Origin of the sequence: Pseudomonas sp. B6(2017) (assembly GCF_002112765.1) — a bacterium.
Classification (GTDB): domain Bacteria; phylum Pseudomonadota; class Gammaproteobacteria; order Pseudomonadales; family Pseudomonadaceae; genus Aquipseudomonas; species Aquipseudomonas piscis.
In genome coordinates this window covers 424,223-444,649 of record NZ_NEIQ01000003.1, presented here as the reverse complement: position 1 = coordinate 444,649, position 20,427 = coordinate 424,223, and the positions used below count along the sequence as shown (strand labels likewise).

The following is a 20,427-nucleotide window of genomic DNA, read 5'->3' as shown; positions in this document are numbered from 1 at the left end:
ACTTGAGTCCCTGAGGGTCATATGCTGGATCTTAGACAATTGCGTTATTTCGTTGCCGTCGCCGAAGTCGAGCACGTCGGCAAGGCGGCCGAGCAACTGCACATTTCCCAATCGCCGCTGAGCCGGCAGATCGCCCAGCTGGAAGAGCGCCTTGGCCTGCAACTGTTCGAGCGTAGCCAACAACGCCTGCGCCTGACGTCCGACGGTCGCACCTTCCTTCACGAAGCCCGGGCCCTGCTCAAGCATGCCGAGCGCCTGGAGTCCCTGGGCCGGCGCCTGGGGCGTGGCGAGACGGGTGGGTTGTGCATCGGCTACGTCAGCCATGCGATCCATGCCGGGGTGCTGCCAGGTGCCTTGCGCCATGTGCGCGAGGAGCGCCCGGGTATCCATATCGCGCTGTACAACCTGTCGGCCCAGGAGCAGTTCGAAGGGCTGCGCCAACGCAGCCTGGACATCGCCCTGGTCTGCGAACCGCCGGCCACCGACGATCCGGAGCTTTTGGCCGCCCGGGTGTTCGACGACCCGTTGCGCCTGGCCTTGCCCCTGGGGCATCCCTTGGCGGACAAGCCCAGCATCGAGCCGGCCGACCTGCACGAGCAGGACTGGATCATGGTCGAAGGCCAGTTGCAGCCCAGCCGGCGCGAGCGCTTCCTGGCCAGTTGCGTGGCCGCGGGCTTCACCCCGCAGATCCGCCTGGAAGCCGCCGAGCCGCTGAGCGCCCTGGGCCTGGTATCCGCCGGCCTGGGCCTGGCGCTGATCCAGCAGAGCATCAATGGTGAAGGCAACCCGAACGTGGTCTTGCGCGAGCTGCCCTGGTTGCAGCAGAGCACTGGCCTGTGGGCGGCCTGGCACCGTGTCGACCTGCGGCCGATAGTCGGGGATTTCCGCGAGATGGTGCTGGCAGGGGCGGCAAGCTGAACTTGGAGGGGCCTGGCTGGGGGCGGGAAGCGGTTCTAGAGCGATTTGACCTGTTTGGTCTCAAGTCTGTCGAATTATGACTTGGACGGTCTCGGACGGCTGGTTTTAGGATGCGCTCACTGGAGTTCACAAGCGACTCCCCCCAACCAGGAGCAATCCATGAGCCTCAAATCCTTGATCCCCACCCGCCTAGGTTTCGGCAGCGCCCCACTGGGCAACATGTTCCGCGCCGTATCCGCCGAAGAAGTACAGTCCACCGTCGATGCCGCCTGGAACAACGGCGTGCGTTACTTCGACACCGCACCCTTCTACGGTGCCGGCCTCTCCGAAAGCCGCCTGGGTGCCGCACTGGCCAAGCGTCCACGCAACGAATACGTACTGAGCAGCAAGGTCGGCCGCATCATCCTCGACGAACTGGAAGACCCTGCCGCCCGTGAACTGGGTGAGAAGAGCGGCCTGTTCGAACACGGCAACCGCAACCGCATCGTCAACGACTACAGCGCCGATGCCACCCTGCGCTCCATCGAAGACAGCCTCAAGCGCATGGGCACCGACCACCTGGACATCGTCTGGATCCACGACATCGCCCAGGATTTCTACGGCGACGAATGGCTGACCCAGTTCGAAATCGCCCGTACCGGCGCCTTCCGCGTACTTTCCCGCCTGCGTGAAGAAGGCGTGATCAAGGCCTGGGGCCTGGGCGTCAACCGCGTCGAGCCGATCGAACTGACCCTGGACCTGGACGAACCACGTCCCGATGGCTTCCTGCTGGCCGGCCGCTACTCGCTGCTGGACCACGACCGCGCCCTGCAACGGGTCATGCCGCAAGCGCTGGAGCAAGGTGTCGGCATCGTCGTCGGCGGTCCGTACAGCTCGGGTGTCACCGCCGGTGGCGAGCACTTCGAGTACCAGAAGGCCAACCAGCAAGTGCTGGCCAAGCTGGAGCGCATCCGCGCCGTGGCCCGTGCCCACGATGTGGACGTCAAGGCCGCTGCCCTGCAGTTCGCCCTGGCCCATCCGGCGGTGGTCTCGGTGATCCCCGGTTCGACCCGCCCACTGCACGCCAATGAAGACCACGCCGCCATGAGCGCGGTGATCCCGGCCGCCTTCTGGCAGAACCTGCGCGAGCAGGGCCTGATCAACCCAGTGGCGCCTGTTCCAGCCCAGTGATCCTACCCGCGCGGGGCCGCCTGGCGGCCCTGTCGCAAGCGTTTACGACCTTATTGAAGGGGCTGTTGCCCCAGGAGAAATCATCATGGCCCAGGCCAAAGCTTCCATCGAACTGAACATCGACGCTGCGCGCGTCTGGCAACTGATCGGCGGTTTCGACTCGCTGCCCGACTGGCTGCCCTTCATCCCCCAGAGCGCCCTGAGCGAAGGCGGCCGGGTCCGCAGCCTCAAGAGCGCCGAAGGCGACACCATCATCGAGCGCTTGCTGGACTTCAACGAAGCCGGTCGCAGCTACAGCTACACCATCCTCCAGGGGCCAGCCCCCGTGCGCGACTACCAGTCGACCCTGCGCGTGGTAGAGAACGGCAAGGGCTCGCGTGTCGAGTGGTCCGGCTCGTTCGTGCCAGCCGGCATCAGCGACGAACAAGCCATCGAGCTGTTCACCACTATCTACGCCGATGGCCTGGCAGCGCTCAAGCAAGCCCTGCAAGGTTGATCGCGGCACCCAAGGCGCCTTGCCCGGCGGCGATCACTCGTCGCCGGGCAAGGCGCTTTTTTTGGGTTATGGCTTGAGATACCAGCCCCAGGGTTCCTGGCTGCGGTACTCGGTCACCTGCTTGATCTCCAGGTAGTTCTCCAGCCCCCAGCGCCCCAGTTCGCGCCCGATGCCACTCTGCTTCATCCCGCCCCAAGGCGCCTGGGTGAAGGTGGGTTGTGAGCAGTTGACCCAGACGATGCCGGCTCGCAAGCCATTGGCTACCCGGGCGCTGCGCTCCAGGTCGGCGGACATCACTGCCGCGGCCAGGCCGAAGCGGCTGTCGTTGGCCAGTTGCAAGGCTTCGGCCTCGGTCCTGAAGCGCTTCAGGCATAGCACCGGGCCGAAGATCTCGTCACGCCACAGGCTGCTATCGGTGGCGGGTTCGGCAAAGATCGTCGGCTCCACGAAGAAACCTGCGGGCAGGTGCCCCGGGCGCTTGCCTCCGCTGAGCAGACGGGCGTCCCGGGTACCTTGTTCGATCATCGCCATGACCTTGCGATACTGGCCGGCACTGACCAGCGGGCCCAGTTGCACGCCAGGTTGCAGGCCCGGGCCGATGTAGATGTCGCGGGCTGCTTCCACCAGGCGTTCGGTCAGCCGTGCGGCGATGCCCTCCTGGACCAGCAGGCGCGAAGTAGCGCTGCACACCTGGCCCTGGTTCCAGAAGATGCCGAACATGATCCATTCCACCGCGGCTTCCACATCGGCATCGTCGAAGACGATGAATGCCGACTTGCCACCCAGTTCCAGGCTGATGTTCTTGATCTCGGCCGCCGCCGCCGACATGATTTTCGCCCCAGTGGGAACGCTGCCAGTGAAGGCCATCTTGTCCACCTGTGGGTGGGCACTCAGCGCCGCTCCGGCCTGATGGCCAAGACCGGTCACCAAGTTGAGGACGCCGGCGGGCAGGCCAATGTCGTTGGCTGCCACGGCGAGCTCCACGGCGGTCAGCGAGGTCAGCTCCGAGGGCTTGAGTACACAGGTGGCACCGGCCGCCAGGGCCGGGCCGATTTTCCAGGCAGCCATCAGCAACGGATAGTTCCAGGGAATGATCTGTCCGGCCACGCCCACCGGCTCATGGCGGATGCGGCAACTGAAGCGCGGATCGGGCAGCTCCAGAGGCTGGTCCTGGCGCTGGTCCAGTTCCCTGGCCAGGCCGGCGTAGTAGCGCAGGCAATCGATACTGTCGCTGATATCCAGTCGGGCCTCGGGCAATGGCTTGCCGTTGTCGCAGGTTTCGAGAATGGCCAATGCCTCGTGCTTGCGCGCCAACTCGTCCGCCAGGGCCTCGAGCCAAGCGGCGCGTTCGGCGCCGCTGGTCTGGCCCCAGCCTTGGTCGAAGGCGCGGCGCGCGGCCTGCGCCGCCAGGTCGACGTCCTCTGCGGTGGCAGCGGCCACCTGCTGCAGGGTTTCCTCCGTGGCTGGGTCGAAGGCCGGGAAATGGCCACCTTGGGCCGGGGTTACCCACTGCCCGTCGATGTAGAGCTGCTTGAGCATGAAAGACTCCTTGTGTACTGCTGCGGGGAAGTACCCGATGCCAGGGTCTGTTGCCATTTCGCCGCGACCGCGCCGGAGCCAGTTTTAACGCGGGGCTAGGCACGAGACGCGCAGTTTGGCCGTCCAAATGAGCCGTCGAGTAACGCCGCGACGCGCTAAAACCGGCCCGTCCCTTCGGGTTGCGCGGCAAATGGCGCTATGCGTCGTTGCAGGACTTGGCAAGGGAACAACCATTGCCTGCGTCCTACGCCTAGCCTGGCGCCATTTGACGCGGCAACGCGGTTTGCGCCGAAACGGCAACAGACCCTGGGGTTCAGGCGATTTTCAGCACTTTGCGTCCAACCACCGCGCCGCTGCGGATCTGCCCGAACACCTGATTGATTTCCCCCAGGTGCGTCATGGTCACGGTGGCCTTGACCAGGCCGTTGGTGGCGAATTCAACCGCTTCATGCAGGTCCTGGCGGGTGCCGACGTTGGAGCCTCGAATCGTCAGCTCCCAATTGACCACCCGGTCGATGGAGTTGCGTACCTGATCGGCCTTGCCTCCGGGTTGGCCGATGTAGATCGCCGTGCCACCCTGGCGCAGCAGTTCCACCGCCAGCTCGAAAGCCTGGTTGGCCACCGCCGTCACCAGCACCGCGTGCACGCCGCCCAGCTGCGCCTGGATCGCTTCCTGGGGATTGCGACTGGCGTCATACAGGCGCTCGGCGCCCAGGCTGCGGGCCAGTTCGAGTTTCTCCGGTGAGACATCCACCGCCGCGACGCGCAGGCCCATGGCCTTGGCGTATTGCACCGCCACGTGGCCCAGGCCGCCGATGCCGATGATCGCCACCCACTGTCCGGGACGTGCCCCTGAGCGCTTGAGGCCGCGGTAGGTCGTCACCCCGGCACAGAGGATCGGCGCCAGGGCGTAGAGGTCGGCAGCCGGGTCGACCCTGGCGACGAAGGCCGCGGGTGCCACCATGTATTCGGCATAGCCCCCGGGTTTGCTGTAGCCGGTGGCTTCGCCATGCTTGCAGATGGTCTCCATCCCTGCGCGGCAGTATTCGCAGGCGCCGCAGGCGCTGAACATCCAGGGGACGCCCACCGCATCCCCGACCTCCAGGCCCTGCACCGCCTCGCCCAATTGCACCACGTGGCCGGTCACTTCGTGGCCAGGGATCAATGGCAGGACCGGCGGGCTGGGCCAGTCGCCATCGCAGGCGTGCACATCGCTGTGGCAGACGCCGCAGGCGACCACCTTGATCAGCACCTCGCCGGCGCCAGGTTGCGGGATCGCCACCTGTTCAAGGCGCAACTGGCCGCCCAGTTCGCGCAGCACGGCGGCTTGCATGGTTTTGGATTGCAGGTCGTTCATGGTCGTACTCCTGGTTGTCGTAGTGTTGTGCAGGGGCAGCAGGCCGCCTCGGTAGCCGAGGGCCCGACAGCCGGTTGTCATGGATTCATGGAGCGAAGGAGTGAATCAGCCGCCCTCGGCGCAAGGCGGTTCCAGGTGGTGGCGCAACAGGGTCGAGAGCTCATGGATCAGCAGCATGGTGCTGTCGACTTCGGCCCGCGATGGCTGGCGGATGTACTTCAGCGGCGGCATCAGCAGCCAGACGAAGTCGCCGTAGTTTGGCCGCAGCAACACATCGCAACGGCGCTCCTGGGCGCGGTAGTGAATCTCCAGTCCGCCCAGTTCCATGGCCAGGCACAGCGGCAACAGCACCGGACTGCGATTGAGGGCCGCGAGCAACGACGCCGGACAGTCCTTGCCGACAAACGCGGCCTGGCGGTTGCGTTGGCGCCAGCCTCGGTAGTTCAGGCGGATGTGCATGGAACGTCGGCCCAGCTCCATGGGCACGTGCCACTGCCAACTGAGGCTGTAGATGCGTCCGAACAGTTTGCTGGCCAACTGCTGTTGCAGGCTCAGGTCGTCTGCCGCCAGCTTGTGTCCGTGGCTCTCCAGGCAGTAGGGGCGGTTCGAGTCACGAGGCTGGAGATAGGCGGCGAAGCGCTGGGCTGTCCCTTTAAGAGCCAGCTGGGCATGACGGTCGATAGCGGCATACAGGTTCATGACGATGATCCCCGGCTACTGCAGTTTCAGTTGGGCGCAGTTGTTGCCGTGGCTGGCCACGGATGACGACTCGGCGCGTTCTTCGATACGCCGCAGCACCTCTTCCAGGGACGGTGGGGAAAACAAGGCTTGCCCGGTACTTTTCAGGTACAGGACGGCGAACAGGATGATCAGGCTCGCGCACAGGGTGGCGATGAACAGCACCTGTGGATCGCTGGCCAGGGTGGTGATCATGTACAGGCAGGCGCCGATGCCGATCACCTGGGGCAGGGGATAGAACGGTGTCTTGAATGGGCGTCGCGCCTGTGGATAACGCCTGCGCAGCACTAGCACATCGATCTGGGCGATCACGTAGCTGAGCAGCCAGGTCGTGCAGGCCACGCTGATCATCATGGTGATCAGGGCGATGTCCGCATGATTGGCCATGGCATACAGGAGCACGATCATGATCAGCCCCACCACGAAGAAGATACCGAACCATGGCGTGCGCGCCGTCGGATGCAACCAGCAGAAGATCTTCGGCAACAGGCCCTCCCGGGACAGGCCGTAGAGCATCCGTGGCACTGCCACCAGGTAGGTATCGCAGGTGGTGACCGCGGCCAGGATGGAGATCCCGCCCATGATGATCAGGCCCGGGGTGCCGAGCATGGCCGCTGCGCCATCGACGTGGGGAATGGTCGAGGCCGCCAGGGCGTCTAGGCCGATGTAGCGGGTGATGCTCAGGCCGAACAACAGGTCGACGAACCAGATGCTGGCGCAACCGACGATCATCGCCAGGGGAATGGTGCGTCCCGGGTTCTTCACTTCCTCGGCCAGGGGAGCGACGAACTCCATGCCGATGAACAGCCAGATGGCCAGGCTCAAATGGCTGAACTGCTGGCTCACCGGCACCGGGGAAAAGGCCGGTTGCTGCTCCAGCGGTGCCAGGGTGCCGAAGCCCGTCAGGCCCCAGGCACCGACGGCCCCGAGCAGCAGCATCATGGTAATCGCCAGGGTGGTCTGGACACGGCCGAACACCTCGATGCCCTTGAGGTTGATCGCTACCAGCAAGGCCAGGATGCCCAGGGAGAACAGGTACCAGGGAGCGCCGGTCAAGCGCTCCAGGGACTGCCCGCCGATGATCATGTTGGTCCCGCCATCGGTGCCCACCAGGACGATGTAGCCGGCCAGCACCGCGAACAGGGCCGGCAGCTTGCCCAGGGCGGGCAGGGTGTATTCACCGATCATGCCGGCCCCGGGCAGCATGGCCGCCAGCTCCGAATAGGACAGCGCGACGCAGAGGATCACCAGCAGTGCGCCGAGGGCGACGATGCTGAATGCCGGCCCCGAGACGCCGTAGCCGTTGGCCAGCGCCACCATCGCAGTGCCGGAGACCACCAGTCCGACGGAGGTCGAGTAGGCCGCCCAGAAACCCAGGCTGCGGTTCAGTTTCAAGTTGCTCATGTGCCTACCTCAGTGGATGTTTCTTGTTGTTCTTGGTAACGACCCAACTGCAGTTGCAAGCCCGGGGCTACTGGCGCGACGGGATGCAGGGACGCTATCAGCAGGCCTTTCGGGCTGTACATATCCCGATAGGGATAGATTGCCCAGGGCGGCGCGGGAAGCAGGGATCAGCAGGCTGTGAGCTTGTCGAGGAAGAGTCCCAGCAGCTCCGACTGGCTGCCGATCTCGAGCTTGGTGTAGAGGTTCTTGCGATGGATCTTCACCGTACCGCTGCTGATGAACAGCTGCTGGGCGATGGAGTCGTTGGAGTGGCCGCGCAGCAAGAGCCTGGCGATTTCACATTCGCGCAGGGTGAGCAGGCCTTCGCCGAAGCGTTCGAAGGCCTGGCGAATGGCATGGTCCATTTCCAGGGCCGGACGTGGATTGGACAACCGATGCTGGCTCCAGGCGCTGCGCACCACCAGCCTCACCACCTGCTCGGCGCATTCGAGCAACTGGCGCTCCTGATCGTTGAAGTCGCTGTGCTCGCTGCTGCGCATCAGCGACAGCACCCCGGTGCTGCTGTCATCCAGGTCGACGAAGAAGGCTATCTCTTCGGTCAGTCCCAGGCGGTGGTAGTAGCTCAGGAAATATTCGCTGAGATAGAAGTGGTCCGGCGCCAGCTCCTTGAGGCTGTGCAGGCCCTGATGCAGCTGGTTGCTGCAGGCCAGGTAGAGCGGGTCCAGCAGGTAGGGGCCGGTCTGGTAGTCGTCGACGAAGTACTGTCGCTTGTGCGCGGTGAAGGTGTCGAACAGCGACAGCGGGCGGTAGTTGCCCTGGTAGATGAACAGCACGAAATGGTCCACCTGGCACAGTCGCTGCAACCATTGGCTGGTTGCCAGCAACTGTGCCGGGCCGGGGTTCTGGCCCAGGACCTGGGTGATTTCCTGGGTCCATGCCTTGAGTTCGTCGTACTGCATGGCGCGTACCTGGGGACCTGGCGGTCCTGCCGGGAAGATACCCGGCAGTGTGCACAGGAACTTGGCCCCCGGGTATCGGGTGCGAGCAAAAAAACCTGGCTCCTGCTCAACCCCGATTCGCCACCGACTCGGCCAGGATGCACAGCAGCTCGAACATCAGGGTCGCGCCGGCCAGGGCGGTGGCGCCGCCGAGGTCGAAGGGCGGCGAGACTTCCACCACGTCGGCGCCCACCAGGTTCAGGCCGCGCAGGCCGCGGATCAGCTGCTGGGCCTGCAGGGTGGTCATGCCGCCGATCTCCGGGGTACCGGTGCCGGGGGCGAAGGCCGGGTCGAGCACATCGATGTCGAAGCTGATGTAGGTCGGCCCGGCACCCACCACGCGCCGGGCTTCGGCCAGGGTCGCTTCGACGCCCAGGTCGGCGAATTCCTCCATGTGGATCACGCGGATCCCGCAGTCCTTGGCGAAGTCTTCGTCGTCGGCCGAGTAGATCGAGCCGCGGATGCCGATCTGCACCGTGCGCCTGGGGTCCAGCAGGCCCTCTTCGATGGCCCGGCGAAAGGGCGTGCCGTGGGTGTAGAGGTTGTCGCCGAAGTAGCGGTCGTTGGTATCGGAATGGGCATCGAAGTGCACCATGCCGATTGGCCGCTGGCGGGCCAGGGCCCGGAAGATCGGCAGGGTCACCAGGTGATCGCCGCCCACCGACAGCGGCACCGCGCCGGCCTGGTGCAGCTGGCTGAAGAACCCCTCGATCTGCTTCAACGAGTCCAACAGGTCGATGGGGTTGACCGGGGCATCGCCCAGGTCGCCGACCCGCACCAGGTCATAGGGGGCGATGCGGCTGACGTGGTGCACCTTGCGCATCAGGCTCGACTGGTTGCGCACCTCCCGCGGGCCATGGCGAGCCCCGGCGCGGTTGGTGGTGCCGCCATCCCAGGGCACCCCCACCAGGGCGATCTGCACCTGCGCCGGGTCGTCGAACAGCGGCAGGCGCATGAAACTTGGAATACCGGCGAAGCGCGGGACCAGGGCAGCGTCTATCGGCTGCGGGAAAGACTGGGACATGGGCGATTCCTCGTTGTGGATTCAGGGATCAATCGGCGCTGCTGCGCAGGGCCGGTGCCGGCTGGCTCACCAGGCTGACGGCGACGAAGGTCAGCAGGCTGACGCCCAGGCCGTAGTAGATCGGGGTGTTGGCCAGGATGCCGTCGCGGGCCATGCAGGCGATCACCGTCAGGCTACCGCTGACCATGCAGGCGATGGCCCCGGCAGCCGAGGCCCGGCGCCACAGCAAGGCGCCGATGATCGGCACCAGCAGGCTGCCCACCAGCAGGTTGTAGGCGATGCTCAGGCCGGCGATCACGTCGTTGACCAGGCAGGCCATCAGCAGCATCGCCACCCCCAGGCCGAGGGTGATCCAGCGGCTGCTGGCCAGGTGGTTTTCCCGGCCGCGGGTCAGGAAGCGGCTGTAGATGTCTTCCTTGAGCACCGTGGCCGAGGCCAGCAGGCAGGCACTGGCGGTGGACATGATGGCGGCCAGGGCCGCCGCCACCACCAGCCCGCGCAGTCCGGCCGGCAATACGTTGCGGGTGACTTCGGCGAAGGCGTTCTCGGCCACCGCCAGGTCCGGTAGCAGCAGCTTGGCAGCGGCCCCCACCAGGGCACAGGCGGCGCCATAGAACATGCAGTAGAACCCGGCGCCGAGGCCGGCGTAGCGCACCACCCGTTCGCTGCGGGCGGTGAACAATCGCTGCCAGATGTCCTGGCCGATCAGCGCGCCGAAGAAGTACAGCAGGAAGTAGGCGAGGAGGGTGTCCAGGCCGATGTTGCCCCACTCGAAGAATCCCGCCGGCAACCTCGCCTGCATGGCTTCGAGGCCGCCGGCCTGGCCGACGCTCATGGGCAGCAGGACGCAGAAGATGCCCAGGGTCATGATCACGAACTGGATGATGTCGGTGAGGGTCAGCGACCACATGCCGCCGATCACCGAGTAGAAGATCACCAGCGTGCCGCCGCAGAGAATCGCCGGGATGCGCGGGATGTCGAACACCACCTCGGTGATCGAGCCGATGGCGATGGTCGCGGTGACCGCCACCATCAGGTCGTAGGCCACCATCACGCAGCCGCCGATCAGGCGCGACGACGCCTGGTACCTTTGTTCGAGGATCTGGGTCACGGTGAACACCCGCAACTGGGCGATCTGCCGGGACAGCACCAGGCTCAGGACAATGATCCCCAGGCCCAGCATGAACACCAGCCACAACCCGGAGATTCCGTAGCTGTAGCCCAGGCGTACCGAGCCGATGGTGGAGGCGCCGCCGAGCATCACCGCCGACAGGGTGCCCAGGTACAGCGCCGGGCCCAGGCGCCGCCCGGCCACCAGGAAATCGTCCTGGTTGCGCACTTTGCGCATGCCCCACCAGCCAAGGCCGGCCATCAGCAGGACGTAGACCAACATGACCGCATAATCGAGTGCCATAACGGGTGCTCCCTGGTTGTTCTTGTTGTGCAGGCAGGTGAGCGCAGGGTAGATCGTGGATTGGCTGGGATACATCCCGGCAGGCGCAAGCTGGCTTGTGTTTTCACGCAAGTGGTCCAATGCCTGGACAGCGATGAAGTCTGCGCCATTCCTGCCGATAGCCTGCCCGGGCCACGAGGCGCAATCAGTCAAAGGAAGCAGTAGCGATGAATGTCAGAAGTCTGGCCCTGGTGGCGTTGTTGGGCTCGCTTGGCGCGTGCAGCGTCAAGCCGGTGGAGCCCTATTCGGAGCCGCCCCTGGGCGCATCGGTGGCGCAGTTGCGGGTGATCACCAACGGTGAAGTGCGCGGTGGGGCCTATGCCGGTTGCATCGGCGACAACCAGCGCCTGGCCAAGGCCGGGCGCTTTGGCAGCGAGCACCGGGCGAACGTCAACTATCCACAGTTTCCCGAGGCCCCGCGGCAGATCGACATGCTGCCGCGATTCGCCCCGAAGCTGCCGGACTACCCCGGAGCCATTCGCCGCGGTGAAGGCGAATACTCCGAGATCGCCACCGAATACCGGGTACCCGCCGGACGCCCGTTCCTGCTGGAGGGCGGCGGGGTGGCGGCCGGGGGAACCGGCAACGCCTACCGCACCTGCCCGCAGGTACAGAAGGTGGTGGTGTTCGAACCGGGCAAGAGCTACGAGGCCTATGCCGGCCTGAACTACATTCCGGTGGCCGGCGGCGAGGTGGAGGCGCTGTGCGTATTCACCGTGTACCAGCTGCTGCCCCTGAGCAAGCCGGGGGCCAGCATGCCTTTGGCGTTGCAGACCAGCGCGCCGGCGCAGCAGCGCTGTTCCGGCCGGTGAAGGGATGACGCCCGGGCCTGCCGCGATGGCAGGCCCGGGCGCGGCTGGACTAGGTGGCCTTGCCGGGGGCGTCGATGGCTTGGCACACCAAGGGATGCAGCTCGCTTTGCCGTTGCTGCTGGTGCCAGGCCAATAGCTCCTGGCGCATGGCTGGGGTCCAGAACAGCTGCATGTGGTTGCGCACGCTGCTTGCCGCCTGGGCCTGGTCTGGCTCGTTGGCGAAGTACGAAGCGATCTGGTTGGCCATCTTGACCAGGTTGGCGGTGCTCATCGGCGCACCTCCGCCTTGTGGCCCCGGGACCGGTCGCGGGCTTGCAGCAGGCGCTGCTGCTCGTCACTGAAGGCCTGGTAGCGCTTCTGCCACTCGGACGGATGGTAGACCCGGCTGACCTCCACCGCCGTGACCTTGTACTCCGGACAGTTGGTGGCCCAGTCGGAGTTGTCGGTGGTGATCACGTTGGCGCCCGACTCGGGGAAGTGGAAGGTGGTGTAGACCACCCCCGGCGCCACCCGCTCGGTCACTCGGGCACGTAGCACGGTCTGCCCGGCGCGGCTGCCGATGCCGACCCAGTCGCCTTCGCTGATGCCCCGGCTCTCGGCATCGGTGGGGTGGATCTCCAGGCGGTCCTCGGCGTGCCAGGCGACGTTGTCGGTGCGTCGGGTCTGGGCGCCGACGTTGTACTGGCTGAGGATGCGCCCGGTGGTCAGCAGCAGCGGATAGCGACTGTTGACCTTCTCGTCGGTGGGCACGTAGCCGGTGAGCATGAAGCGCCCCTTGCCGCGCACGAATTCATCGATGTGCATGGTCGGCGTACCGTCCGGGGCCTGGGCGTTGCACGGCCATTGCAGGCTGCCGTGACGGTCCAGGCTGGCATAGCTGACGCCGGTGAAGGTCGGGGTCAGGCGGGCGATCTCGTCCATGATCTGCGACGGATGCTCGTAGTGCATCGGATACCCCAGCGCCGCTGCCAGGGCCAGGGTGCCTTCCCAGTCGGCCTTGCCGCCCAGCGGCTCCATGACCTTGCGCACCCGCGAGATGCGGCGCTCGGCGTTGGTGAAGGTGCCGTCCTTTTCCAGGAACGAGGCCCCGGGCAGGAACACATGGGCGAACTTGGCGGTTTCGTTGAGGAAGATGTCCTGCACCACCACGCATTCCATGGCCGACAGGGCGGCGGTCACGTGCTGGGTGTTGGGGTCGCTCTGGGCGATGTCCTCGCCCTGGCAGTACAGGCCCTTGAAGCTGCCGCCCAGGGCCGCCTCGAACATGTTGGGAATGCGCAGCCCCGGATCGGGTTGCAGGCTGACGTTCCACGCCTGCTCGAACTCCTGGCGCACGGCCTGGTTGGAGATGTGCCGGTAGCCCGGCAGCTCGTGGGGGAAGGAGCCCATGTCGCAGGAACCCTGGACGTTGTTCTGGCCCCGCAGCGGGTTGACCCCGACCCCTTCGCGGCCGATGTTGCCGGTGGCCATGGCCAGGTTGGCGATGCCCATCACCGAGGTGCTGCCCTGGCTGTGCTCGGTGACGCCCAGGCCGTAGTAGATCGCCGCGTTGCCGCCAGTGGCGTAGATCCGGGCAGCGGCACGGATGTCGGCCGCCGGGACCCCGCAGATGGCGCCCAGTACCTCCGGCGAGTTGTCCGCACGGCTGACGAAGGCGCTCCACAGGGCGAAAGCCTCGGGCTCGCAGCGGGCCTCGACGAACGCCTGGTCCACCAGGCCCTCGGTGACGATCACGTGGGCCAGGGCGTTGAGCATGGCCACGTTGGTTCCCGGGCGCAGGGCCAGGTGCAGCTCGGCGCGGGCGTGGACCGCGTCCACCAGGTCGATGCGCCGAGGATCGATGACGATCAGCCGCGCCCCTTCACGCAGGCGGCGCTTGAGCTGGGAGCCGAACACCGGGTGGGCATCGCTGGGGTTGGCGCCCATCACCAAAATCACGTCGGCCTGCATCACCGAATCGAAGCTCTGGGTCCCGGCGGATTCTCCCAGGGTCTGCTTGAGGCCGTAGCCGGTGGGCGAATGGCAGACCCGGGCGCAGGTGTCGACGTTGTTGTTGCCGAAGGCCGCCCGCACCAGTTTCTGCACCAGGTAGGTTTCCTCGTTGGTGCAGCGGCTGGACGTGATGCCGCCGATGGAGTCGCGACCGTACTTGAGCTGGATGCGCCGCAGCTCGCTGGCGGCGTACTGCACGGCTTCATCCCAGCTGACCTCCTGCCACGGGTCGCTGATGTGCTTGCGGATCATCGGCTTGGTGATGCGGTCCGGGTGGGTGGCGTAGCCCCAGGCGAAGCGGCCCTTGACGCAGGAGTGGCCATGGTTGGCCTGGCCGTTCTTGTCCGGGACCATGCGCACCAGTTGCTCGCCCTTCATCTCGGCGCGGAACGAACAGCCCACGCCGCAGTAGGCGCAGGTGGTGATCACCGCCCGCTCGGGCTGGCCCATTTCCACCACGCTCTTTTCCATCAGGGTCGCGGTGGGGCAGGCCTGTACGCAGGCGCCGCAGGACACGCATTCGGAGTCCAGGAAGTTGTCGCCGCCGGCCGCCGCCACCCGGGATTCGAAGCCCCGGCCGCTGATGGTCAGGGCGAAGGTGCCCTGGGTTTCCTCACAGGCGCGCACGCAGCGGTTGCAGACGATGCACTTGCTCGGGTCGTAGTCGAAGTAGGGGTTGGAGCTGTCCTTCTGGTCGCTCAAGTGGTTGGCGCCGTCATAGCCATAGCGCACTTCGCGCAGGCCCACCTGGCCGGCTACGGTCTGCAGCTCGCAGTTGCCGTTGGCCGAGCAGGTCAGGCAGTCCAGCGGGTGGTCGGAGATGTACAGCTCCATCACATTGCGGCGCAGGCTCGAGAGTTTCGGCGTCTGGGTATGCACCACCATGCCCTCGCTGACCGGGGTGGTGCAGGAGGCCGGGTAGCCGCGCATGCCGTCGATTTCCACCAGGCACATGCGGCAGGAACCGAAGGCCTCCAGGCTGTCGGTGGCGCATAGCTTGGGAATGCTGGTGCCCAGCAGCGCGGCGGCGCGCATCACCGAGGTGCCCTGGGGCACGCTGATGCTGCGGCCGTCGATGCTCAGGCTGACCTGTACCTGGCTGTCGCGGGCCGGGGTACCCAGGTCCACGGCGTTGAGGTCGATGTCCTTGGCGGGGTCGAAGAGCGTGATCATTGGTCGGCCTCCGTGGTGTGCAGACCGAAGTCGGCAGGGAAGTGCTTGAGGGCGCTGGCCACCGGGTAGGACGTCATGCCGCCCAGGGCGCACAGCGAGCCGTATTGCAGGGTGTCGCACAGGTCCTTGAGGATCAGCGCCTGGTGCTGGCGCTCCTCGGGGCCGGGAGCCGCCAGCAGGCGGTCGATGACTTCCACGCCACGGGTCGAGCCGATGCGGCACGGGGTGCACTTGCCGCAGGATTCCTCGGCGCAGAACTGCATGGCGAAGCGCGCCATGTGGGCCAGGTCGAGGCTGTCGTCGGCCACCACCACGCCGCCGTGGCCGAGCATCGCGCCCATGGCGGCGAAGGCCTCGTAGTCCAGCGGTGTGTCGAATTGCGTGGGCGGGACCCAGGCACCGAGGGGGCCGCCGACCTGGGCCGCCTTCAGTGGCCGGCCACTGGCGGTACCGCCACCGTAGTCATGCAGCAGCTCGCCCAGGGTCAGGCCGAAGGCCCGTTCCACCAGGCCGCCATGGCGGACATTGCCCGCCAGTTGGAAGGGCATGGTGCCCAGGGAGCGGCCCATGCCGTAGTCGCGATAGAAGGGCGCGCCCTTGGCCAGGATCAGCGGCACCGAGGCCAGGGTCAGCACGTTGTGCACCAGGGTCGGCTGGCCGAACAGGCCTTGCAGGGCCGGGATCGGCGGCTTGGCGCGGACGATCCCGCGCTTGCCTTCCAGGGAGTCGAGCAGCGCGGTTTCCTCGCCGCAGATGTAGGCCCCGGCGCCGACCCGCACTTCCAGGTCGAAGGGCTGGCCGCTCCCGCCGGCATCGGCCCCCAGGTAGCCGGCGTCCCGGGCCAGGTCCAGGGCCGCGCGCAGGGTGGCCACTGCCTGGGGATATTCCGAGCGCACATAGATATAGCCCTGGCTGGCACCGACGGCGATGCCGGCGATGGCCATGCCCTCGATCAGCAGGAAGGGGTCGCCCTCCATCAGCATGCGGTCGGCGAAGGTCCCGGAGTCGCCCTCGTCGGCGTTGCACACCACGTACTTCTGCTGCGCCGAGGTCTCGCGCACCGTGCGCCACTTGATCCCCGCGGGGAAGGCCGCGCCGCCCCGGCCACGCAGGCCGGAGTCGAGCACCGCGGCTACGGTCTGCTCGCCGCCCAGGGCGATGGCGCGCTCCAGGCCGGCGAAACCGCCGTGGGCCCGATAGTCCTCCAGGGACAGCGGCCGGGTGATGCCGGCGCGGGCGAACAGCAGGCGCTGCTGGCTCTTGAGGTAGGGAATCTGCTCCACCAGGCCCAGGGCCAAGGGGTGGCTGGCCGGATCGGCTTGCAGGGCGTCCAGCAGCGCCGGCACGTCGGCCACGTTCAGCGGACCGAAGCCCAGGCGGCCCTCTGGGGTATCGACTTCCAGCAGCGGTTCCAGCCAGTACAGGCCACGGGAACTGGTGCGTTGCAGTTGCAGCGGCAGTTGGCGCTGGCCGGCCCGGGCCAGCAGGGCGTCGGCCACCTGGTCGGCGCCCACGGCGCGGGCCAGGGAGTCACAGGACAGGTAGAGGTTCATCACGCATCCTCCCGGCAGCTGTCGAGCAGTGCATCCAGGCGTTCGGCGCTGAGCCGGGCATGCAGCTGGCCGTCCAGCTCCAGGGCCGGCGAGCAGGCGCAGGCCCCCAGGCAGTACACCGGCCGCAGGCTGATGCGGCCATCGGCGCTACTGCCATGGTCGTCCAGTTGCAGGCGCTCGCGCAGTTGCGCCGCCAGTTGCTCGGCGCCCCGGCTCTGGCAGGATTCGGCGCGGCACAGGCGCAGGATGTGCCGCGCGGGCGGCGCGGTGCGAAAGTCGTGGTAGAAGCTGATCACGCCGCGCACTTCGGCCTGGCTCTGGTTGAGCCCATGGGCGATGGCGGGGATGGCCACGTCGGGGATGTAGCCCAGCTCTTCCTGGATCTGGTGGAGCAGTGGCAGCAGCGCCCCGGGAACATCCTTGTAGCGCTCCAGCAGGGTGTGGATCACAGGCAGGTGCAGCGATTCATCAGGCATACAGCATTCCTCACGGTCACGGACACACCTGGTGGTTGTCGGTTGTCCGAAAGTCTCGGCTGCGGCCCTGATTGCTGCGTCACGGTAGCGCGGCGATCCGGCCGGTAGCCATGCACCCTGAATGGGTATCTTGTCGTACCCGGTGCGGTCGTCGCCGCACCTGTTCAGGGCATAAAGGGCAGCTTGACACGCTGCCTCTGATTGCTCCGCACCAAAGCGACTTGCTCAGTTCCGAAAGCGACTCTCCATTGAGTCTAGAAGAGACGGCGCAAGCCCGTGGGACGAGCCGCGCACTATGGAACCAAACCCATGGGTCCAGAAGTGACTTCGGTCAGTTCCTGGCCGAATAATCCGGTTGATCGGAGGCGGTTGTAGCGAGGGAGCTTGCTTGCGCTCGGGCGCGCAGCGACCGTAGAACCTGGCTCCACGGCGCGTCGTTGGGAGCCGGGAATCAGGTATCGGGCCGGCGCTGCCAGCCAGCGCGCGCAAGCGCCCCCGCCACCAGAAGGTGGGTCAGGAACGCGCGCGGCGCTGGGCGTAGTACTGCAGCACCAGGCGGCCGACGAGCACCAGCAGGGTCAGGCTGATCAGCAGCACGGAAATGGCCGCCACGCTGGGGTCGACGTTGTCCCGCAAGCCGCTCCAGATCCGCCGGGGCAGGGTGTTGACGTCGACGCTGGTGATGAACAGGGTCACTGCCACCTCTTCCCAGGACAGGGCGAAGCTCAGCAGCGCGGTGGAGAAGATCCCCAGCTTCAGGTTCGGCAGGATCACCAGGAAGGTGGTCTGCATCAGGCTGGCCCCCAGGTTGCGCGAGGCCAGCTCGATGCGCCGGTCCACCTGGCTCAGCGCCACCAGCATGGTCACCACGCCGTAAGGCACCACCATCACCACGTGGGCGATCACCACCCCGGGCAGGCTGTCGTAGCCCCACCCCGGGGCGATGCTGCCCAGCTTGGTTTCCATGAAGTACAGGACCAGGGCCGAGATCACCGGCGGGATCGCCATGGGCAGCAGCACCAGGCCGATCAGCAGGGTCGCCAGGCGCGAGCGCAGGTACCAGATGCCCAGGCTGAAGCTCACCGCCAGCAAGGTGGCGATCAGGCTGGTGGCCGTGGCGATGACCAGGCTCTGGCCGATGCTCGACAGCCAGTCGGGATTGCTCAGCAAGGCTTCGTAGTGGCGCAGCGACCAGTTGCCCTCGGGCATCGACAGGTAGCGCTTGGCGGTGAAGGACACCGGGATCACCGTCAGCAACGGGAACAGCATGAAGGCCATGGCGACCACGGCGATCAGCCGGGTGCTCAGGGCAGTGCGATGTGTATTCATAGTGACCTCAACCCACCAGTCGATTGACACGGGTGATGCGCATCAGCAGCCAGATCAGCGCGCTGACCAGGGCCAGCAGCACCAGGCTCAGGGCCGCGCCCAGCCCCCAGTTGCTGGTCTGGAACATCTGCAGGAATACGTACTCGGCGATCATCACGGTTTGCCCGCCACCCAGCAGCACCGGGGTGATGAAGAAGCCCAGGCAGAACACGAAGACCATGATGAAGGCCCCCAGCAGCCCCGGCAGGGTCTGTGGCAACAGCACTTGCCAGAACGTGCGCAAGGCCCCGGCGCCCAGCCCGCGGGAAGCCAGCAGCACGCGCTGGTCCAGCTGGCGCATGCTCGACAGCAGCGGGAACAAGGCATAGGGGATCATGAAGTGGAGCATGCCGATCACCACCCCCAGTTCGTTGCGGGTCAGTTGCAGTGGATGCTCGATCCAGCCCAGGGACAGCAGGCTGTCGTTGATCACGCCATTGCTGCGCAGGGCGATCAGCCAGCCGAAGGCCCGCACCAGCACCGAGATCCAGAACGGGATGAACACGCAGATCTCCACCATGCGCTGCCAGAACGGCGGGCTGAAGACCCAGCAGTAGGCCAGCAGATAGCCGATGACCAGGGCCAGCAGGCTGACGGTCAGGCACAGGCGCAGGGTGCGCAGCAGCATGTCGTGGATCGCCGGGTCGCTGGCGATGCGCTGGTACTGCTCGATGCCGGGTTCGGGCAGGGTGAAGCTCCAGCTCACCACGCCGATGAAGGGCAGCAGGTAGAACAGCACCAGCAACAGCGGCAGCGGTACCAGCAGCAGGCTGCGTTCCAGGCGCGCGGTTTGGGTCGCACTCATGGTCGGCGCCTCACTTGGACAGGTGGGTCAGGTACTGCTCCAGGGTGCTGGAGTAGTGATCGGCGTACCACTGGGTATCCAGCAGGATCTGCTTCTTCATGTTGGCTTCGGACGCACAGCTGAGCTCCAGCTGCTCGGGGCTCATCAGTTTCTGGGTGGCAGGGTTGGATGGGCCGTTGCCGAGGATCTCGAACAGCTTGAGCTGGCCTTCCGGCTGCAGGGCATGCTGGATGAACTGCATGGCCGGGGCGGTACCCGCCGGGTTGTTGCTGAGCACGGCCCAGCTGCTGTTGGTGAGGAAGGCGTTGTCGTAGCCCCATTTGATCCGGCCCCCGCTGTCCTCGCGCAGCAAGGTGGCGCGGGTGTGCCAGAGCACGCCCATGGAGGCTTCGCCTTCGATCATCAGTTGCTGGCTTTCCGCGCCCGAGCCCCAGAACGACAGGACGTGGGGCTTGAGTTCGTCGATCTTGCGCAGGGCCCGTGGCACGTCCAGTGGATACAACTTGTCGACGCTTACGCCGTCGGCCAGCAGGGCGGCCTCGAGCATGCCGTTCATCCACTTGTAGAGGGTGCGCTTGCCGGGGAATTTCTCCACGTTCCAGAAATCCGCCCAGTCCCTGGGGCCGTTGTCGCCGTATTTCTCGCTGTCCCAGGCCAGCACGTAGCTGAGCATGTAGCCGGCGATCCCGTAGTCATGGCTCATCCCCGGGGCTACCTGGTCGCGCTGCACCACGCTGTAGTCCAGGGGTTGCAGGATCTTCTCGCGGCCCAGGTTCAGGGCGCTGTAGCCTTCCATGTCCACCACGTCCCAGCTGGGCTGACCGCTGGCCAGTTGCGAGCGTACCGCGCCTTCGGTGGGGCCGGCGCCGTCGATGCGCACCGGGATGCCGGTGTTCTTGGTGAAGCTGTCGGACCAGGCCGCGCGAAAGGCGTTCAATGCATCGCCGCCCCAGTTGACCAGCACCAGGGGTTTGCCCGCCGACCAACTGATCCCGCTGCGCAGGGCCAGGGGCACGGCGGCCAGCAGGCCCATGGCCTGGACGAAGGTGCGGCGGCTGATCTGCCCGCCACGGGCTTTTTCGATGAGGATTTCGATGCAGTCGCGCTGGTGGTGCTGGCTCATGGGGGCAAGTCCTCGCCAGGCCGGTGCC

The 20,427-nt window shown here is 66.3% G+C and carries 18 protein-coding genes; 4 read left to right on the top strand and 14 right to left on the bottom strand.

The features are described 5' to 3' along the window. The first annotated feature begins 21 nt into the window (after nucleotides 1-21). The 3 genes from CAG11_RS07580 to CAG11_RS07570 all read left to right on the top strand — a co-directional run bounded on the left by CAG11_RS07580 (nucleotide 22) and on the right by CAG11_RS07570 (nucleotide 2,584). On the top strand, nucleotides 22-918 hold the full coding sequence (locus CAG11_RS07580; RefSeq protein ID WP_031319981.1) for a LysR substrate-binding domain-containing protein: 897 nt from the start codon (nucleotides 22-24) through the stop codon (nucleotides 916-918). Nucleotides 919-1,077: 159 nt separating this feature from the next. Beyond that, nucleotides 1,078-2,088 carry an aldo/keto reductase gene (locus CAG11_RS07575; RefSeq protein ID WP_053132609.1) on the top strand — a complete coding sequence of 337 codons (1,011 nt, stop codon included), beginning with the start codon at nucleotides 1,078-1,080 and terminating at the stop codon, nucleotides 2,086-2,088. An 85-nt stretch (nucleotides 2,089-2,173) separates the two neighbouring features. Then, a complete protein-coding gene (locus CAG11_RS07570) occupies nucleotides 2,174-2,584 on the top strand; it encodes an SRPBCC family protein (protein WP_022639208.1) in 411 nt (136 codons plus the stop codon). A 66-nt stretch (nucleotides 2,585-2,650) separates the two neighbouring features. Here CAG11_RS07570 and CAG11_RS07565 read toward each other — a convergent pair whose 3' ends face one another. The 7 genes from CAG11_RS07565 to CAG11_RS07530 form a co-directional block, all read right to left on the bottom strand. Continuing rightward, nucleotides 2,651-4,123 carry an aldehyde dehydrogenase family protein gene (locus tag CAG11_RS07565; RefSeq protein ID WP_085595760.1) on the bottom strand — a complete coding sequence of 491 codons (1,473 nt, stop codon included), beginning with the start codon at nucleotides 4,121-4,123 and terminating at the stop codon, nucleotides 2,651-2,653. Between the two features lie 313 nt (nucleotides 4,124-4,436). Next, nucleotides 4,437-5,480, bottom strand: coding sequence for an alcohol dehydrogenase catalytic domain-containing protein (locus CAG11_RS07555; protein ID WP_218191786.1), 1,044 nt, complete (start codon nucleotides 5,478-5,480; stop codon nucleotides 4,437-4,439). A 105-nt stretch (nucleotides 5,481-5,585) separates the two neighbouring features. After that, on the bottom strand, nucleotides 5,586-6,179 hold the full coding sequence (locus tag CAG11_RS07550; protein WP_085595758.1) for a DUF3156 family protein: 594 nt from the start codon (nucleotides 6,177-6,179) through the stop codon (nucleotides 5,586-5,588). Nucleotides 6,180-6,194: 15 nt separating this feature from the next. Then, on the bottom strand, nucleotides 6,195-7,622 hold the full coding sequence (locus CAG11_RS07545) for an APC family permease (protein WP_085595756.1): 1,428 nt from the start codon (nucleotides 7,620-7,622) through the stop codon (nucleotides 6,195-6,197). A 167-nt stretch (nucleotides 7,623-7,789) separates the two neighbouring features. Next, nucleotides 7,790-8,581, bottom strand: coding sequence for a helix-turn-helix transcriptional regulator (locus CAG11_RS07540; protein WP_085595754.1), 792 nt, complete (start codon nucleotides 8,579-8,581; stop codon nucleotides 7,790-7,792). A 106-nt stretch (nucleotides 8,582-8,687) separates the two neighbouring features. Next, nucleotides 8,688-9,644 carry an agmatinase gene (gene speB / locus CAG11_RS07535; RefSeq protein ID WP_085595752.1) on the bottom strand — a complete coding sequence of 319 codons (957 nt, stop codon included), beginning with the start codon at nucleotides 9,642-9,644 and terminating at the stop codon, nucleotides 8,688-8,690. 28 nt (nucleotides 9,645-9,672) lie between these two features. Next, a complete protein-coding gene (locus tag CAG11_RS07530; RefSeq protein ID WP_085595789.1) occupies nucleotides 9,673-11,058 on the bottom strand; it encodes a sodium:solute symporter in 1,386 nt (461 codons plus the stop codon). 206 nt (nucleotides 11,059-11,264) lie between these two features. Here CAG11_RS07530 and CAG11_RS07525 point away from each other — a divergent pair, with 206 nt between their 5' ends. Beyond that, a complete protein-coding gene (locus CAG11_RS07525) occupies nucleotides 11,265-11,909 on the top strand; it encodes an amidase (RefSeq protein ID WP_085595750.1) in 645 nt (214 codons plus the stop codon). Nucleotides 11,910-11,958: 49 nt separating this feature from the next. On the opposite strand, the gene CAG11_RS07520 is transcribed toward CAG11_RS07525, so the two are convergent. From CAG11_RS07520 to CAG11_RS07490, 7 genes are all read right to left on the bottom strand, one after another. Beyond that, nucleotides 11,959-12,180 carry a formate dehydrogenase subunit delta gene (locus tag CAG11_RS07520; protein WP_022639212.1) on the bottom strand — a complete coding sequence of 74 codons (222 nt, stop codon included), beginning with the start codon at nucleotides 12,178-12,180 and terminating at the stop codon, nucleotides 11,959-11,961. Then, on the bottom strand, nucleotides 12,177-15,074 hold the full coding sequence (gene fdhF / locus CAG11_RS07515; protein WP_085595748.1) for a formate dehydrogenase subunit alpha: 2,898 nt from the start codon (nucleotides 15,072-15,074) through the stop codon (nucleotides 12,177-12,179). Before fdhF ends, CAG11_RS07520 begins: the two co-directional genes overlap by 4 nt. Continuing rightward, entirely contained in the window at nucleotides 15,071-16,627 is a 1,557-nt protein-coding gene (locus tag CAG11_RS07510) for a formate dehydrogenase beta subunit (protein ID WP_085595746.1), read from the bottom strand. Before CAG11_RS07510 ends, fdhF begins: the two co-directional genes overlap by 4 nt. After that, nucleotides 16,627-17,103, bottom strand: a complete 477-nt coding sequence (locus tag CAG11_RS07505) for a formate dehydrogenase subunit gamma (protein WP_022639215.1) — start codon at nucleotides 17,101-17,103, stop codon at nucleotides 16,627-16,629. Before CAG11_RS07505 ends, CAG11_RS07510 begins: the two co-directional genes overlap by 1 nt. Nucleotides 17,104-17,616: 513 nt before the next feature. Continuing rightward, a complete protein-coding gene (locus CAG11_RS07500; RefSeq protein ID WP_022639216.1) occupies nucleotides 17,617-18,432 on the bottom strand; it encodes an ABC transporter permease in 816 nt (271 codons plus the stop codon). A 7-nt stretch (nucleotides 18,433-18,439) separates the two neighbouring features. Next, a complete protein-coding gene (locus CAG11_RS07495) occupies nucleotides 18,440-19,276 on the bottom strand; it encodes an ABC transporter permease (protein ID WP_022639217.1) in 837 nt (278 codons plus the stop codon). A 10-nt stretch (nucleotides 19,277-19,286) separates the two neighbouring features. After that, nucleotides 19,287-20,399 carry an ABC transporter substrate-binding protein gene (locus CAG11_RS07490; RefSeq protein WP_085595744.1) on the bottom strand — a complete coding sequence of 371 codons (1,113 nt, stop codon included), beginning with the start codon at nucleotides 20,397-20,399 and terminating at the stop codon, nucleotides 19,287-19,289. Between the last annotated feature and the right edge of the window lie 28 nt (nucleotides 20,400-20,427).